This window comes from Shewanella benthica KT99 (genome assembly GCF_000172075.1).
GTDB lineage: Bacteria > Pseudomonadota > Gammaproteobacteria > Enterobacterales > Shewanellaceae > Shewanella > Shewanella benthica_A.
This window is the reverse complement of the sequence record NZ_ABIC01000026.1, coordinates 16,578-35,042: the sequence shown is the minus strand read 5'-3', so window position 1 is coordinate 35,042 and position 18,465 is coordinate 16,578. Positions and strand designations below refer to the sequence as shown.

Below are 18,465 nucleotides of genomic sequence, written 5' to 3'. Positions count from 1 at the left end.
TCATTTAAGTCAAACTGCTAATATAACCGCATCGAATTACATATATCAAATAGTTATATAGGTGTTATTTTATTAAGCATGTTTTACGTGCACTTGTATAACGAAAAGCCAAACAACAAGACGAGCGCCCTTATGAGTCAAGTAGCCCATTTAAGCCAGATCTACCTAGATGCCAACGCCACAACCCCAGTCCTTCCCCAAGCGGCACAAGCTGCATTGAAAGCGATGGAAGAATTGTTTGGTAATCCAAGTAGCAGCCATATCACAGGCCTTCAAGCCAAGAACTTGATGGAGCAAACCAGACAGAAAGCTAAGGTATTACTGGGTACGGGCGAAGGGAAACTCATCTTCACCAGTGGCGCTACCGAAGGCATCCAAACCGGAATATTGTCTGCTCTTATCGAGGCCAGAGAAAATATCGAACCGGGAAAAAAGTACGCTATCCTCTATGGTGCCACTGAGCACAAAGCCGTACCAAACTCACTGAAACATTGGAATAATATCTTAGGCCTCAATGCCGAGATTAAAGCCATTCCCGTCGACAGTTTGGGGAATTTAGATCTAGAATTCATCGCACGAGAAGTCCCTCATGCCCTGATGATCTGCACCATGGCCGTCAATAACGAAACGGGTGTATATCAAGATCTCAAGCGGCTCGAACAGACGATTCGTGATCACAATGCCGATATATTCTGGATGGTTGATTGCGTTCAGGCTCTGGGGAAACGTCCGCTAAAACTGAGCGAAACCAGTATCGACTACGCCCCATTTAGCGGCCATAAACTCTACGCCCCAAAAGGCATTGGCTTCCTCTATATTCGTGACACGGCCCCTTTCACCCCCTTTATCGCAGGTGGCGGCCAGGAGGGCGGTTTACGTTCAGGCACAGAAAACCTGCCAGGTTTTGCCGCCCTCAATGTGATCTTCGAGATGCTGCTCGACCATGAAAACTCATGTTTCGCGACCGCTGAAACACTGGAACAATACCGACAACAACTAGTATCGAGTCTTACTGCGGCTTTCCCTGAGATCGTATTTAACCACAGCTTCGAAAACAGTGTAGCCACGACGCTTAACTTCGCCGTTCCAGGCTTTAGCAGCAAGGAGCTCATGGATCTCTTCGATGCAGCGAATATTCGCGTCAGCTCAGGCTCGGCTTGTAGCGCTAAGGTCACCCGCAGTTTCGTACTCGATGCCATGGGCTTACCCACCTGGCAGAGTGAGTCGGCGATTCGCCTCTCTTTTGGCCCAGCCATGACTCAAACCGAGGTCGACGCCGCCTGCGACAGGATTCAACTTGCCGCCAGCGCGTTAACCCACAGCTGTCTGATGTTAGATAACACTCAATTAAATGAAGATAGAGCGCCACTCGATGGCCTGGTACAACTCAGAGGCGGTGCGAGTTGCACTTGGATCTATGCAGACCAGAAAACGAAACAGGCGCTGATTATCGATCCACTACCCGAGCTCGAGAAACGTATCAACACCCTGCTCGAGTGCCAGCAACTAACGCCAATCGCCATTATCGATACCCATGGCCATGGGGATCATATCTCGGGCCGCGTCGCCTTGGCACAGAAGCACCTTAAGCAACAGAAGTGTGACCACTTAGGTTGGCCTGAGTCGAGTGCTAAAATACAAATTGATGGCATAGCACTCGATATGATCAAGTTAGGTGAACTCTCGCTGGTTAAGGTCGCCTCACCGGGTCATACCGATGACAGCATCAGCCTCTTGCTAACCTCTGACATCACTAAGCTAAAGAGTTCGACGCATTTCGCCTTCTGTGGCGATACGGTACTCATGGGCAGTCTGGGTAGAACCAACTTCGAATCAAGTAGCTCAAATAAAATGTTCCACAGCTTGAAGCAACTCGAACAGTTAATCGGCCCTAACACCTTACTCTGTACCAGCCATGACTATAACAACGAATTTACCACCAGCTTGACAGCCGAAGTGATGCGTAACTCTTTGCTCGATGATGTGCTCAAGGGCCAAATAACCGAGAGCCAGTTTGTCAGTAGAAAAGCAAACTTAGACGCTAGCCTCAACGATGAAGTCGGCACCGAAATCATGTGCGGTGCCTACGCCTCCGACTGTCAGAAATTGGCCATCAAGGAATATGATGCCTCCAGCCTTAAGCTAGAGCTTGCTCAGTCAAACAAGATCAAGCTAGTGGATATCCGTGAGCCTCACGAATATGCATTGCAGCACTCCCTCGGCATGGAAACGGTGGAGACAACGAAAAGTATCAATGTGCCTATGACACGCTTAGTACAATTTATTCAACAGCATCAAGCCGATAAAACCAGCGAGTGGGTATTGGTGTGTCGCAGTGGTAGCCGTTCACTGGTTGTCGCACAAGCCATGCAAAGGTTAGGATTTAGCAATATCGCTCACCTCAAGGGTGGTTACGCCTTAAGTAGCTAATACCCTGCTTACTTTTCATTGAATATGAACTTATTTAAGCAGGAGTTGGCACAGCTCTGGTTTCACCTTGACAGGCTTAGGCTCTCTCTTCTTATCTTTAGACGTTTGAGCCGATTTTTTAGGCTGTAAAATCTGCTGTTTCCACCAGCTAAGATCCTCACAACCCGTGCCGCTGACCGGTAGATTTTGGTTTTGACAAAGCTTATCACCCTCCGCGCAGCTTAGGCGTACGTGCATATGGATTTTATGCCCCCACCAGGGGCGTACCTTACTGAGCCAGTTATAAAGACAATCAAGACAATCAAAGCCAGCCATTATTAATCAATAACATACCTCGCTGACAATGCATGTTCAATCCTCAGCCCCCACCTAGACCGAAAACCTTAATTTTTTGCTGGTAACTTTGTAAGCGTCCGGGCAAGTACAACTTCAACAGATTTCATTGATCCGCCATATTAACTCCTGACTATTTATCAGGAGTTAATATGGCTAAACGTTCTCATCAAGATTGGGCTGCTTTGATAAGGCAGCAACCCGCCAGCGGCTTAACTATCACGGCTTTCTGTCGTCAGCATAAGTTCAGTATCAGTACCTTTTATGCCCGTAAAGCCAACAAAGATAAAATTAAAGCGGTCATGCCTTTTGCTAAAGCAACGCTGGCTCCGACAACAGCGGTAACGCCTCAAACTCAACTTTGTGATGCGCAACAGATGATACGTTTACAGCATCAAACAGGGGTATGGACCTTCCCAAGCTCGTTGCCAGCAAATTACTTACTTGAAATTATAAAAGGCCTGCAAGCATGTTGATGTTTCAGCAGCTTCCTAGTATTTATCTGCATAGAGAGCCCGTGGATTTTCGTAAGTCGATAAATGGCTTGGCCATCATCGTTGAGCAACAACTGTCGCTAGAGGCCACCGACGGCAGTGTGTTTGTTTTTTGCAATAAAAGCCGCGATAAATTAAAAATATTGTACTGGGGTAACACCGGCTTTGCGCTTTGGTATAAGCGCCTCGAACAGGCAAAGTTTAAGTGGCCAACTCAGAGTGAAGATGAATGTATGCGCTTATCTGAGCAAGAGTTTCATTGGCTGCTCTCAGGGTTTGATGTATTGGGACACCGTCAAGTTAAGGGCTTGAGTTACAGTTGATTGATCGCTATTACGTATGCGGTTTTCGATGATTAGATCACTGCATTAGCCTTATTCTGGATGACATTTGATATCATTACCCCATGAAATTAGCACCCGATAACCTACCCAATGATATTGATTTGCTTAAGCAATTATTGCTTGAGGCAAGTCAACTTGTGGCGTCACAATATTCGGAAATCGCCGAGCTTAAACAGTCTGTGCAGCGGTTATTGGAGCCATTTCGCTTAGCGCAACAGCAACGCTTCGGGGCCAGCAGTGAAAGCCATAATTATCAAGGTGAGTTATTTAACGAAGCTGAAGTCACCCTTGATGAGCCAGAAGAATCAACGGCAGATGATGTGTCTGTTTCCCCTAAGAAACGTGCCAAGCGTAAGCCTCTGCCTAAAGACCTGCCTCGTGAAATTATCACCCATGATATTAGCGAAGCGGATAAACAGTGTGCTTGTGGTCATCAGTTGACCTTGATGGAGCAAGATAGCAGCGAGAAACTTAAGTTTGTTCCCGCACAAATCAGTGTCATTGAGCATGTTAGGTTAAAATACCGCTGCAAGCATTGCGACACTAAAGGGACGCAAGCTAACATCAAACAAGCCCCCGTGCCTGCTCCAAAAGGTTTTGCCACGCCAAGCCTATTGAGCCAGCTCATCACCAGTAAATATCAGTACGCCTTACCGCTTTATCGACAAGAAACTTTATTTAAACAGTATGGTATCGAATTAAGTCGTCAAACGATGTCAGACTGGATGATGAAATCAGCCGCCTTGTTTAAACCCTTATATGATTTACTGCACCAACACCTATTAACGCAAGGTGTACTGCACGCCGATGAGACCACGCTCAAAGTGATTAACGATGAACGGGTGATGGGTCTATTGCTCAGGTGCGGATAGGCCGAGTCTCGAGCCTAGATATAAAGGTGTAAACAGCATCGTTCTGTACGACTATCAAGGTGGTAGCCGCGCGAGCACTTGCGTGAGTGGTTTTCTTGCCACTGAGCACACCGTGTTTAATGGCTATTTACAGGTCGATGGCTATGCAGCTTACCAACGGGCCAATGACAAACTTGTGGGTTGTTGGGCACATGCGCGGCGTAAATTCAAAGTTAAAGAACGGCTGTATTTTAGGCGTACGCATTCAAGCGCCCAACTGACGACATTGAAGCAATGGCTGGATAAATCGGTGCAACAAGTGTCGAAGCAAAGTGCCTTGGGTCGAGCCATCCATTACACTATCAATCAATGGCCAAAGCTCAGCCGTTACCTAGAAGATGGTCGACTCAACATTGACAATAATCGCGCCGAACGCGCAGTAAAACCGTTTGTGATAGGGCGTAAAAACTGGGCAAGGCGTAGTTCGCCGGACGCTTACGTAGCTTTGTTATCCAGGAGGTAAATAGTCACTTTTTGTTCAAAATTATGAATTTCAGGCAGCACAAAAGTCAAACCCAAGATGGAGGTCTGAATGAAACGTAAAGATCTTTAATTATCAGCTCGTTTGTAAGTAATCACAGCAGTGAGCAAAGTGCCGTCGTCGCTTACCCAAGTGTTCACAATAGCTGGTGAGTTCTTGTAGTGTACCCACTGGACCATGGAATAATTTGCCAAATTCAGAAGTGATATGTATCCAGTTGTCACTGGAAATATTTAACCGAGTGAGTATCTTAGAAGCACTTGCAGATATAAACCCTCGTTTATCATCACGAAGAATCCTGCCGGTTTCATCGACTAATTCAAGATAGTCTTTGAGTGAAAATTGAATGCCTTTTGGCTGTTTGAGGCACTCATTTCCAATAAAAGGCAGCAGTTTTTCTGGTTGTTTGCCTTTTAAAGCTGCTTTTACTCGCAATTTAAGGCTGGTGTGATCTGAAGTTTCTGGTGTATTAGCCATCTTGGCACGTATTGGATTGAGCTCTACATAGGCCATACAGGCCAGCACGGCGGCTTCATCGAGCAGGGCCTGTGACTTGAACCGACCTTCCCAGAAATGCCCTGTACACTTATCCTCTTTATTCGCCATCCTCGCGATTGGCTCATTGAGGCAGCGCATAAACCAACTTATGTCACTTAATCGGCTTCGATATAAGGCTATTGAATGTTTGAGGGCGTTGATTTCATGGCTTTCAATTATCTCACACTTTAGAAATTTCTGAGTTATTTCAGTTCCTTTAAACAGTTGATGCCAATGCTCCACTGCCTCTCTATCTGTCCAGCGGTTTGCTGACTCGATATCGATTCTCAACACCACATGTAGATGATTGCTCATCACCGCATAAGCCGCTATATCTATAGAAAATACCCCTGCGAGTTCGATGAGCCTAGATTCAACCCACTCACGTCGATGTTCATAAGAGCGACCCGAATCTTTATCGACTCCCGTTAACCATGCTTTTCGCACACACCTTGAGGTTGTGTGGTAGAACGGCGTATCTTCAATGCTAACTTGAGTTCTTCTGGGACGTGACATTACAACCTCCTAAATCGACCAGTAACTAAAGCTTAGTAGGAGAAAGAAAATGCACCATTAACAATGGCTGGCCTGATTTATTGACCTAATTAACTACAACCTATTTATCCCTTAGCTCTCAGAGAGAGCTTATCCATTATTATTTAGCCTAATCAATTTTTTCTCCACAGTGCCAACAAGTATCGCTAGGAAGCCTGTATGAGAAAAAGCCTTTCATGATCTGATTTTTCTTACAGCTGTGACAAAAATAACCAAACACCATATAAAATATATAAATACCAAGACCCATCACTGCCCAAAAAAGTATGTCATGCAGAGTGCTTCCTTTCAAAGCAATTAGCTTGTAAAACACTGTGATTAGCACCTGAATTAACAATGCGACTTTGAATTTTACCGATTTTTTCATAGACGAATCCTTCATAAACATCACTCTATAATTTCCTTCATAAAATCAACGACTTTAGAGGCTGCGTTGCCAATATCTTCATTTGTTAAACTAATAGTCTGGCTCACTGTAGCATCAGCACCAAATGCGACCCCTAGTTCTGTCGCAACTGATGTTTCACCTGATGCTAAGCCGCCTAATGAAATAGAGACAGGGCCTAACCCTACATCAATGGATGCATCAGTACCTTGAAAAGTCTCAGAGGTATGGGTACCAGCTTCCTTGCCAATGGTTGCCCCAATTAAAACGCCAGTCTTCATACCCGTTTGCTTTAATACACCTTTAGACGCATCACTCTCTGCATTAGAGGCACTTGTATTAATTCGAACAAACATACCACTGGTTGTAGATCCTTCCCCGGCAGAGTTTGGCGAAAACCCAACGGTACCAATATCTACAGAGCCAGCAAATGGAATTTTTATAGATAGATATGTGGCTTTAAAATCCTTTCCATTTGGATCTGTATATTTATATGGATTGTTCGCAGCATAAGAATAACGGTTAAAGCTATGCACATCCCTAAACGGCAAAGGATCATTCGAATAAAACCGCCCGATAAGTGGATCATAGTATCGTGCCTGCATATACGTTAACCCAAGGTCTTCATCTTGCAAGTGCCCGGTAAAACCTATTCCTTCTTTCTCACCGCCGAGGCGCTTACCAAAAGGCTCATACACACTACGACTGATGACATTACCGGACTCATCGGTTTCCATAACTGGCGTGCCCAGCATATCGGTATGTTGGTAGCGCACAGTTTGTGCTGTAGCCAGAGGAGCAATCACTAAACACAGAGTGATCACAATTAATTTCGAGATATAATGCATCCTTGCTGCTCCCTTAGTATTCATTGCCATTACCACCAATAATAGCCATTTTAGTCGTCGTGCCACCGCTGTTAACACAAGTTAACCGCGCCTCATACACTGCGCCATCATTCGAAAAGTTAATGCCTAAATTACTGGTACCAGACAAGGTTTCTCGAATCCCACCATTACGTAACACAGTACCTGTACAACTATCTGCATTGCTTGTCGTCCATGACAACACATAGCTATCGGTAGGAGGTAGTGTAGGAATCCTGCTCACAGATTGACACACAAACCCCTTAGGGCAATCACTTCCACCACCTCCACTTCCGCCACCTGAAAAGTTGATACTCACACTTGATTTTGGCGCAGGTGGTGTATAGGTTCCATTGAGGTCTATTTCAGCAATTAACTGCTTACCTAAATAAACAGTATCAGTTTTGTTGCCGTTGGATTTTTGACGATAAAACAATTGCCCACCTTGGCTGTAGACACTGTAGTCATTATTCTTTTTCACCCTTCGGTTATGACCGTCATAGCGATAAGGTATGCCTTTGGCTGTCTTCACCTGATTGGCTCGGTTAAAGACCAAGCCATAGCGGCCATTGTGGGTCACATTGCCTCGAGTATCGTAACCATAGCTATAGCGATACGCACCAGAAATATTGTTCAAACGATTCAAAGTGTTGTAAGAATAGTTAATCGTAGAGCCACTGATGCTGCGACTTAAGATGTTACCTAAGCCATCGTAACTGTAGCTGCCGCGGCCCCACTTACCGTCGGCGGACGTCAAGCGGTCCAGGCCATCATAACTCATGTTATCTATGTCATTACTGCGGTCAACCCAATCTATTAAGCCTGCAAGATTATCATTTCGGTCATAACTTGGGTCTAAGCGTAAGAGGTAGCGACTCTCTTTAGTATCAGAGATGGCATCGATACGTCCAGTGGTATCCAATGCAACATTTCGCACAATACCATTGCCGTAAGCCAGCTGCTTTAATTGACCATTGGGATAATATTTAACATTACTGGCATAATTGATACTGCCATCTGAAGCTTTCGTGGCCTGACCTAGGGCATTCGGTGAATAACTTATGGTTTTTCCTGAAGGGTATTTCAGTGACGATACCGCGCCTAAACTGTTGTAACCCCAATCCAATACGAAGCTTTTACCGTCCATTGACAGGGTTTCTTTCTCTATGAGGTTTAGCGAGTTGTACAGATAACTCCAGCTAATGGCACTACTACCACTGCCAGATATTAGACTGGATAAATTACCATTCGCATCATAATTATAGGTATTATCGGGTGTAGAGTCCGGAAAATTCTCACTTCTTAGCTGACCGAGATTGTCATACCCCAACAGCACTTTATGCGATGGCGGTACCGATGATGCCGCGCAGCTGCTACTACCACCACTAGTCCCTTCGGCATACCAGATTGGCTGACGCTGAACGTTATAACCATAAGCGGTCACTCCTGTTTCAGGGCGATAGATTTTACACAGTTGTTGATAACCGTCATACAAGCGTTTTTCGGTAACAGAACCCTGAGTAATCGACCTGACTTGGCCAAATTTATTATATGCAATAGAAGTATTGCTACTGTCAGGTGCTTGTATCAAAGTGGGTTTATCGTAACTGGGGCTGCCATAAGCCAGATAGGTTGTGGTGGTTACATTACCTTTTGCATCGGTGACTCTTTGCTTGTTACCGCTAAGATATTCGATAGTTGAAGTAGCATTATCACTTTGGCGGGTATTAGATATAACGCGGCCAAGTGCATCATACTCTGTCTCCATACCAGTCGTGTTGCTAGCACTGCTACTCGGGAAAGATTGCTGTATTGGGCGATTTTCAAAATCAAATTCATATGAGTTGTAACGGGCACTGCTACTATCAGCGGTATCTCTTTGCCTTGTCAGCGTTTTGCGCAACATCGCATCATAATAGATAGTTTTTTGATAACCAGCTTGAGTGATAATTTGTTTCTGCTGCCCTGCCAATATTCCGCTACCGGATATGCCGTCACCAGCACTAGTCACTTTACTGTAGCTAATGTTTTTATCTGTCCAGCGACTGTCTCCGTGGTCGACTTTAGTCACCCAACCCGCTTGATTGTAGCTATAACTTGTTTTACTGCCCTTAAAATCAGTGACACTTTTGGTACTACCATCGGCATTAATTTCAAACTTTGCCACCATAGTGTTTGCACTACTGGCATTGATAGAATTACAGCCATTGGTTAATGCGCAGGGCAACGTTACTTTCCGAGTTTGGCCCCGATAATAATCTTCAAATAACTCGTAGCGTAATACCCCTTCATAATCGACTCTTTTTACATTTCCATCAGCGTGATAACTACTGACTTTTTTGAGTATTTTCCCCATCACCTTTGTCTGATAGGGTGAAGATTTATACCCTCCCGTCGCCGAATAATACGTGGACTCATTGATTGTAGACCAGTTGACACCATCACTTGATAACTCTCTGCTTGTTGGTAAACCAATAAGCCAGTTTGTGTAATCATTATAGTAATGACGTTTGGTGTAATGCTTTAGAGAAGAGACATCTGATGATGCTTTTACTTGAGAAGGATTGCCAAATTGATCGTAGCCAGAATAATCAGTATAAAACGTATCAGTACCATCTTGTAAAAGATTACGATAAGTGACTTTTTTAGTATTGAGTCTATATCGTTCATTAGTGTTAGCATGCTGAGTAAAGTCTGTTCCCGTTTGCTGAGGGAATTGTTCAAACTCATTAAATGTTGAGGATAGCTTTACGCCATTGGTAGAATACTCTTCGCTGTATACCGTTTTCCCTTGGTAAATTGAAGCATAATCACGATTCACATAGCTAACCGTTTTGGAAAGATCTGGCCTGGTGACAGTGACTCTGCGATAATTAATAGCATCGACATATTGTGTCGGCACACTACCTGTCATTGCTGTGGCGATGGGGTCGCCATCATATGGACTAGAGTTCCCCGAAGCCACGAAACCGCCCAGACCTTCTTCGAAATCATAAATCCAAACTGAGCTTGCATTAATGTTCTGAATAGTTTTCTTCTTAAGCCGCTTGACCAAAAAACATCGTGGATGATAGTGCAGTTTAAAAATGGGATCTCTTCTCATGGTCTGCGCTTTTACATAATTATCAAAATTTGGCTGATTACTAAACCCACTAATTTCAGTCACTCTTTCAAAAGTGGCTTTAGCACCATTAGGATGTGTTACTTTAGTATATGTACTACCGCCAATTTCACCTGTCATGGTATCGATTTCACATTTTGCTTCGGGAACTCTAAATGAAGGAGAATACGCTATTCCTAAGCCAAACCCCTCATATTCCCATGAACTTCCATTTGGGAGAATTACCGATTTTAACCATTTACCAAAATGGATATTGTCACCATAGACATATTGCCATTGCTTACCGGTATACACTTCATTACCCGAGCTATTCACACTATACGTTTTGATCCCCCCGATAATCTTTCTTAAACCATCATCGAAATAAGAAATTCTAATCACGGCACCATCATTAGACTTTAATGAGAGTAACTGGCTATTATCAGAAGAATATTCATAGTTAATATAGTTTCCAAACCTGTCTTCAATTTTAGAAACATACATATAGCCTTGGCTGTATCTTGTTTTCCAAATTGGATCGAATAGACTCGTTATGACGGTTTGCTTATTATCAAAATAATATGTCACACCTTTAGGAGAAGTCGCTTTAAAACCTTGGCCTTTTCCATCTTGGCGGGCGAAACAGTTGATGCTCCAATTTGACTTAGTGATAAGTCTGCCCCCCTGACTCATCTTGTTGTACAACATAGCCTCATGAGTCTGATCAGGCACATGTAATATTGCTCCCTTCCATGACTCATCGACTTCGATATCTCCTTGGTCTTGACTTAAATTGATGCACTCTTGATTGGTATCCCAACCGTGAGATAGACGGTTAAACCTAAACATGAGTGACAAATTGATATGGGGAATATCCAGATACCAACCAGCAGAACCAAAGCTATTATTATTACTTTGCATTAGAGTCGTCGGTTGAAATATCCGTTTAACGGACATATCTAATTGAGAATTAAGCGGGATAGAAACATCTTTATAACTGAACTGAATCGTACCATTGCTTAAATCAATTCTGTCACCGAAAGAGTCTTTGGTGAGAGGAGTTAGTTCAAAATTTGTCAGCATCTTGGACTGCACAATATCGTTGTTATAGCCGCTTAAATTAGAAAACTCATCATCTCCAGGAACCTTAGAACCTGATACGGCACTAAATGAAGTAAAAAAAGCGAATAAAACACTGGCTGTAACTAGTTGGCGAACAATATCCATATTATTAACTCTCCCTAGTTTTTGAATACTTTATACAGAAACAACAAAAAACACAACAACTACGCAACAAACAGAACCGCTGCTTAATTAAGTGAACAGGATGAGGTGAGCACCAAAATAATTAACAAATGTTTCATGCGCTATGAAAATGTAGCGACTAACGGGCTTCAATTAACCTAGCCAGCAGATGAATAAATGGAAAAAAATGTAACTAAATCGAATTTAGAGAGGGATTGGCAGAAGGGGGGGGCAATCATGAAAAAAGAAAAAGGCGCAGCGTCCTGCTGCGCGTAATAAGTCGACTCACCAGAAAAGTAAGTGACCCTAGCCAGTATAAGATGCGACGGCAGACTAACGCTACGCATCTCATTTAAGCTTCCAGCTTAATTAAAAGTCATAAGTCATAAGCTGTAAGTTATAACTGAAAGCCACCTCACAACATTGATCTATGAGATATCCAGCTCATTAGCTTTACTTACAGTTTACCTCTTACAGCTAGCTCTCTTCACTTCTATAGATCCAGCGATACAGGGTCGGCAAGACCAGTAGCGTCAACGCAGTGGAGCTAAACAAGCCACCGATAATCACCACGGCCAAGGGCTGCTGAATTTCACTGCCTACCCCAGTTGAGATCAAGATAGGAATAAGGCCGAGCGCCGAGGTCAGTGCCGTCATCAATACCGGACGCAAGCGCCCTACCGTGCCTTCATAGACCGAATCATAGAGGCTTTCCCCTTGGCCAAGAGTCCCGGTAGCTTCTCGCAATGCCTGCTGTCTTCTCTGGTTAATCGAGTCCACCAGCACCACACCGTTAAGCACGGCGACACCGAACAAGGTGATAAAGCCGATGGAGCTAGGAACCGATAAATAAGTACCGCTGATAAACAGGGCAACCACACCACCGATTAAGGCCAGTGGCACGTTCGCCATGATGAGAGCGACTTGCTTAAGCGAGCCAAATGAGAAGAAGAGTAACAGGGCAATCAAACCGATAGAAATAGGCACGACTAACATGAGTTTCTGCTGGGCTCTTTGCTGATTCTCATACTGACCACCGACAACCACGGTATAACCCGCAGGCAAGTTAGCCTGTGGAATAATGGCGTAGATGTCATTGACCACCGAACCCATGTCGCGGCCAGAGACGTTGGCCTGCACCACGACCCGGCGCTGCACATCATCGCGGCGAATATTTGGCGGCGCCATCTCGACTTCGACACTGGCCACTTCGCCTAAACGTACCGTAGCACCGTTGACGCCGTTGAGGAGAAGATCTCTCAGGGCATCCGGCGAGTTACGATATTGCTCGGCGAGACGCACATTGATGTCGTATCTGGCGTTGCCATCGATCACTTGTCCGGCACTTACTCCTCCTATACCTTGGCTAACCAGGCTCATGATCTCATCGACACTGATACCATAACGCGCCAGCACATCACGCTTAGGTCTCACCACTAACTGAGCCTCACCACTGACCTGTTCCAGTGACACATCCACTGCACCCGGTATTTTTGCTACCAGCTCAGAGAGCCTCTCGCCGCTGGCTGATAACACATCTAAATCTGGGCCAAAAATCTTGATCGCCAGCTGAGCCTTGACGCCCGATAGCAGTTCATCGACTCGGGTGGCAATGGGCTGAGAGAAGGTGAACAGCAAGCCTGGGAAGACACTGATTTTCTCCTCCATCAACTTCTGCAGCTCGATTCGGCTCGAAGCCGACTGCCACTCTTCCACTGGTTTGAGGCCAATATAGATCTCGATATTACTCACGGGCTCAGGATCGCCGCCAAGCTCGGGGGCACCGATGCGACTCAGGGCATATTCTACCTCGGGGAACTCGAGTAACAGCTTCTCTATCTTAGGCGCAACATCGATTGAGGTCTGTAGGCTCGCCGTCGGCGCTAGGGTGATCCTCAGGTTAATGGTGCCCTCTTCAAGCTCGGGTACAAACTCGGTGCCTAAACGTGGCAGCAAGGACATGCTCAGCACAAAGAGTGTCACAGCCGTGACTGCTACCGTCTTAGGACGCGCCATGGTTACCGTCAACAAGCGACGATACACAGACTCGATAGGCTTAAGCAGCACACTTTCTCTGGGGGTGATACCACGCTTAAACAGATAAACTGCCAGAGCCGGTACGGCAACGAGTGCCACCAATAAGGACGACAACATGGCCAATATGATACTTATAGCCATGGGCTGAAACAGCTTACCTTCGACGCCTTCCAGGGCAAACAGAGGCGCAAATACCACTATGATGATGGCCGTTGCGAAGAAGATAGGGCTACAGACTTCCTTGGCCGCCAGCATGATACGCATATCGATGGCCGAAGATGTTTTGCCATGGGCCGGTGTCCCTACGCCATCTTCGTCGGCATGATAAGGGTCAGCCTCGCCATCGGCGCGACTACGGGCATCGTTAAGATGCTGTCTGTCCGGTTGAGTCAGATGCTTGAAGATGTTCTCCACCATCACCACTGAGCCATCCACCAACATACCGATAGCCACCGCAAGTCCACCTAAGGACATCAGGTTTGCCGACATACCGAAATATGACATCACTATCAGCGCCATGCCGATAGAAACCGGAATAGACAGTAACACCAACATGGTGGCGCGGATGTTGACTAAGAACAGCGCCAAGATCACCACGATGAACATGAACGCCATCAAGAGGGCATCACGCACCGTGGTCACCGCCTGATCAACCAGATCCGCCTGATCGTAAAACACCTCGAAGGTGACACCATCAGGAAGCGCCTGCTCAACCAGTGAAGTTCTGGCATTAATATCATCTATGGTCGCCTTAGTGTTGGCCCCCATGCGTTTGAGGATAACCCCGGCAACGACTTCACCCAAGTTTTGAGGGTTACCCGCCTCGTCACGGCGAGTCATGGTCACCGCGCCGACACGAATTTCTCTGCCGTAAGCCACATTGGCGATATCGCCGACCCGGACTGGGGTTCCCGCCACTTCGGTCAAGGGGATCTGAGCAATGGCTTTAAGCCCTGCATCACCCGCCGGCAAGAGACCATAGCCACGAACAACCAGTTGCTCCTGACCCTGTTCCATAAACCAGCCACCTGCGTTGCGGTTATTGCTCTCCAGCGCTGTGATCACTTGCCCCATGGAGAGGCCATAACTGCGCAGCTTATTCGGGTCGATCTGCACCTGATATTGACGCACATCACCACCGAATGAGAGCACCTCGGTCACCCCAGCCACAGGCATCATGATGAGCTTAACCAGGTAGTCGTTGAGACTACGCAATTCGGCCATATCTATACCTGAGCCGGGTTCGGCGCGCAGAATATACTGATAAATCTGACCTAGACCTGAGCTGTTTGGGCCAATTTCGGGCACACCGATACCATCGGGGATCATCTCTCTGGCTGCCTGCAGCTGTTCGAACACCTGCTGACGGGCAAAATAGATATCTGTGCCTTCGGCAAACACCACGGTCACTACGGATAAACCAGTGCGAGATAACGAACGTACCTCAGTCACGGCAGGCAAGGCATACATGGCCGACTCGACCGGATAACTGATTAACTTCTCCACTTCTTCTGCCGCTAACCCTTCGGCCTCGGTGTTGACGATAACTTGTACGTTGGTAACATCGGGAAAGGCATCCAGATTCAATTTGGGTAACATGATCACACTGGCTATCGCGACAGCAATAAGCGCCAGCACCACCATGAGTCGATTGCGGATAGCAACCTCAATCAGTCTCTGTAACATAAGAGAGCTCCTTAACTTTTAAGAGATTAGTGGTTGTGGATAGCGAAGCCGGACTTAGCCAGTTCAGAGGCCAGAAAAAAGGCCCCGGATACCACCACAGTACTGCCAGGCGTCAGGCCACGAACCAGGTTCATGCCGCGCTGACGCTCAACCACTTCGACCTCTACCGCCTCGAAGCCATCTTCATCCTGAATAAACACCTGCCAATCGCCATCTTCGCCACGAGTCAGGGCCGCGTCGGGTAAGATCACTCCTCCTCGTATCGCATTAGGCAAGTAAAGCTCGGCAAACTGGCCGGCATGGAGCACATGACCGATATTTTCCAGACTCAGCAAAATCTGCTCGGTGCGCGTCACACTGTTTAGCTCATGTGAGCGGCCGATGATTTTGGCTTTGATGCTTCTGTCACCAACACGTACTAAGGCTTCACTGCCGACACGGATGTTTTCCGACTGAGCCGGAGTAACCTGAGCCTCGACCCAGAGATGTGATTCGTCGGTGAGCTGCATCAGTGCGGTCCCCGAGGTGATCACTTGGCCTAACATGGCAAGATCTTGCTGCACGCGGCCATCTATCGGGGCTAATAACTGATAGCTACCGATAGTGCTAGGGGTTGACGCTAATTTGGTGATCTGCGCCGATGTCATCTTCATCGCCTCGAGAATGGCACGCTTAAGCTCGGCATCTACTTGAGCCTGCAGACGGCGACTGGCACTGACGGCACTCTTGCCCATGCGCTTAACCCGGCTCCACTCGGCCGCGGCATTAATATAATCGGCCTGAGCCTGAGCTACCGCCACACCACCAAGCGTTAACAAGGGGTCGCCCTGACTCACTTCCTGGCCCGGAACCACATGACGCGCCAATACTCGTACATCGACTTGGGGCGCCAAGGTCATGGTTCTGTCTCTGTCTACAACCAGAGTCGCCGTGGCAACCGCCTCTAAGCTGAATATCTCCTCGGAGAGTCGCGTCACCTCGATACCGGCAAGGGCTTGCTGCACAGCCGTTAGCTTAAGCGCATGTTCCTCTTCACTTTCCTCTGCACCGTGACCATCACTTTTAGCAGGTATCTCAGATTTTTCTGCAACCTGATCATGACCTTCTCCGGCAAATGCCGTTGACGGGGTTGCAACAGCGGCGGTCAAGGTCATTAAAAATGCAAAGCTCATGGCTCTGGCAAGCGCACTCAGATGAAATGGTGCTACAGCTTGATTTTGCGTGTTCATATCCATGCCAATGCGGTTAAATCTGGTGTTAATCGTGTTCATAACTCGCGTTCCTATCTGAATTAGTACTTAGCCGAAGAGATGTTTTTCCCTGAGCCAGAGTGATTAGTCTTTGATAATCTTGGTAACTGAGCATTCAAATATGCTTCCAGCTGACCACTGGCTCCCATCCAATCGAGCCAACTGGTATACAGGGCTGTCTCCAGGGACAAACCAACAAGGTAACTGGTAGACAGTTGACGCTGACTCTGAAGGTAAACACTGGTATTTATGTCACCGGCGCGCCATTGCTGCGCCAGACCAGATGCGGCCTCGTGACCCGCGTTAAGCACCAGATCACGCCATTCTTGATAACGCTCGGTTAGTCTGGGCATGCTCAGATAAAACTTCTTCTGTTGCTGCCTGAGCACTCGCTCTTGCGCTAGATAAATTTGCTCGGCAATGGCAATCTCCTGACTCGCCACCGCTAAGGTATCGCTGTAGTTATTGCGGATCTGCAGCGGAATGGATAATCCTATGCCTACCTTGTTTTCATCGCCCTCACGTTCGGCGCTAAGGCTGATGGTTGGATCGGCTGATGTATCGGCTTTAACTTGCTCGGCGTTGAGCTTGGTCAGCATAACGGCTTGATAAGCACTCTTTAATGCGGGAAGCTCTGGGTCTATCTGCCTCGACATGCTTGGCAGGCTCAATGAACCGATAAAGCCACTAAAAGCCGTTTCACTCTCACCTAATAGCATCAAGACATTAGTATCGGCTGTGATCGAGTCCTGTTCGGCCATAGCATACTCGGCGGCGCGGCTGGCCACATCTAGCTGTACTAGCTGCAAGGCAACCGATGAGAGGTCTCCCACCTGTAACTGCTGCCTGGCAATATCCAGAGAGCGCTTAGACGAAGCAAGCTGTCGCCGTTGAAAAATCAGGGCCTTACGGCTCTGGGATTGCTCTACTAGCGCCTGAATCACACTTGCCAGCATTTGACTTCGCTCTAAGGTGATGTCTGCAAGTAACATTTCGGCTTGAAGTTGAGCGATACGGGTGGCGGCGCCGCGCTTATCACCCCAATCTAGGGTCTGACTGATATCCAGAGTATAAGTATCGTCGGTGGCATTTTGGTAGCTCACGCCCAGCTCTGGATTATAGATGGCTTGATCTGCCGCCCTGATGCTGAACTCTGCTTGGGTACGTCTGGCTTCTTGAGCAGCGACTTCAGGCAGAGCATTGAAGGTTTGCATCAAGTTAGGCAACCAAGTCTTGAAGCCGGTTTGATTGCCTTGGGTAAGCCAAGCTTCACTGCTATTGAGTGCGCTGTCCGCTGCTACCGAATCTAGGTTAGCCGCCTGAACCCATGTTGCGCCACCGGTTAAATAGGCTAATAACAGACTGGCTATTATGGTTTTTTTCATTGTATATCCTATCCCTAAAGCCATCTCTTTCAGCAAAAGCTGCGCTGCACGTTAAGCCGAATCTCAAGGTGATTACGGACACATGTTTGCAGCCAGATCATTGCAGGTATATACCCAAACTACTTCAAAATGCAGGATTCAGCATGTCGAGAAGTGACAGAGTTCAAGGCATGAAATAGTAGTACTAGTTATTCTAATTCAATATTTCATAACGCAGAAAAATGTTGCTTCTCGCCTTGCCCTGCGGGAGCTCCCGTAGAATATCTGCACTGCGTTAGTGCTATCGACAAGGGAATAACCATTCTCTCAATCACTGCCTTGTTCAGCTATCCTACGGGGGCTCTGAAACGAGCACCTTGAGGTGGCTTGGGTATAACAGAGTGCTTTAGGGTTAAATCATCTCTAAGATCGTTTGGGCAAATCGCC

12 protein-coding genes and 1 pseudogene are annotated in these 18,465 nt (G+C 46.7%); 5 read left to right on the top strand and 8 right to left on the bottom strand.

The window, feature by feature from the left end; all coding sequences use genetic code 11:
• Positions 1-132 precede the first annotated feature (132 nt).
• Entirely contained in the window at positions 133-2,430 is a 2,298-nt protein-coding gene (locus KT99_RS12685; RefSeq protein WP_040571962.1) for an aminotransferase class V-fold PLP-dependent enzyme, read from the top strand.
• A 30-nt stretch (positions 2,431-2,460) separates the two neighbouring features.
• Here the strand turns inward: KT99_RS12685 and KT99_RS12680 are convergent, their stop codons facing one another.
• Positions 2,461-2,745 carry a penicillin-insensitive murein endopeptidase gene (locus KT99_RS12680; protein WP_005500646.1) on the bottom strand — a complete coding sequence of 95 codons (285 nt, stop codon included), beginning with the start codon at positions 2,743-2,745 and terminating at the stop codon, positions 2,461-2,463.
• A 170-nt stretch (positions 2,746-2,915) separates the two neighbouring features.
• Between KT99_RS12680 and tnpA the strand changes: the two genes are divergently transcribed.
• From tnpA to KT99_RS23300, 4 genes and pseudogenes are all read left to right on the top strand, one after another.
• Complete coding sequence (tnpA, locus tag KT99_RS12675) at positions 2,916-3,239, top strand: IS66 family insertion sequence element accessory protein TnpA (protein ID WP_005497564.1); 324 nt, start codon at positions 2,916-2,918, stop codon at positions 3,237-3,239.
• On the top strand, positions 3,233-3,580 hold the full coding sequence (gene tnpB / locus KT99_RS12670) for an IS66 family insertion sequence element accessory protein TnpB (RefSeq protein ID WP_005500640.1): 348 nt from the start codon (positions 3,233-3,235) through the stop codon (positions 3,578-3,580). Before tnpA ends, tnpB begins: the two co-directional genes overlap by 7 nt.
• An 83-nt stretch (positions 3,581-3,663) precedes the next feature.
• Positions 3,664-4,473 (top strand): IS66 family transposase, encoded by an 810-nt coding sequence (locus tag KT99_RS23305; RefSeq protein WP_005500637.1) that lies wholly within the window; start codon positions 3,664-3,666, stop codon positions 4,471-4,473.
• 34 nt (positions 4,474-4,507) lie between these two features.
• A pseudogene (locus tag KT99_RS23300) lies at positions 4,508-4,975 on the top strand (IS66 family transposase); the annotation flags it as partial.
• 93 nt (positions 4,976-5,068) lie between these two features.
• Here the strand turns inward: KT99_RS23300 and KT99_RS12655 are convergent.
• The 7 genes from KT99_RS12655 to KT99_RS12625 form a co-directional block, all read right to left on the bottom strand.
• Positions 5,069-6,046 carry a transposase gene (locus KT99_RS12655; RefSeq protein WP_040571956.1) on the bottom strand — a complete coding sequence of 326 codons (978 nt, stop codon included), beginning with the start codon at positions 6,044-6,046 and terminating at the stop codon, positions 5,069-5,071.
• 148 nt (positions 6,047-6,194) lie between these two features.
• Positions 6,195-6,452, bottom strand: a complete 258-nt coding sequence (locus KT99_RS12650; RefSeq protein ID WP_157752205.1) for a hypothetical protein — start codon at positions 6,450-6,452, stop codon at positions 6,195-6,197.
• Between the two features lie 20 nt (positions 6,453-6,472).
• Positions 6,473-7,348 (bottom strand): RHS repeat domain-containing protein, encoded by an 876-nt coding sequence (locus tag KT99_RS22905; RefSeq protein WP_232504299.1) that lies wholly within the window; start codon positions 7,346-7,348, stop codon positions 6,473-6,475.
• A complete protein-coding gene (locus KT99_RS12640; RefSeq protein ID WP_005500629.1) occupies positions 7,332-11,663 on the bottom strand; it encodes an RHS repeat domain-containing protein in 4,332 nt (1,443 codons plus the stop codon). Before KT99_RS12640 ends, KT99_RS22905 begins: the two co-directional genes overlap by 17 nt.
• Positions 11,664-12,158: 495 nt before the next feature.
• Positions 12,159-15,404, bottom strand: coding sequence for an efflux RND transporter permease subunit (locus KT99_RS12635; RefSeq protein WP_005500628.1), 3,246 nt, complete (start codon positions 15,402-15,404; stop codon positions 12,159-12,161).
• Between the two features lie 26 nt (positions 15,405-15,430).
• A complete protein-coding gene (locus tag KT99_RS12630; protein ID WP_420038552.1) occupies positions 15,431-16,633 on the bottom strand; it encodes an efflux RND transporter periplasmic adaptor subunit in 1,203 nt (400 codons plus the stop codon).
• 62 nt (positions 16,634-16,695) lie between these two features.
• Positions 16,696-18,039: a TolC family protein gene (locus KT99_RS12625; protein ID WP_005500626.1), complete on the bottom strand. Its 1,344-nt coding sequence runs from the start codon at positions 18,037-18,039 to the stop codon at positions 16,696-16,698.
• Positions 18,040-18,465: the final 426 nt, after the last annotated feature.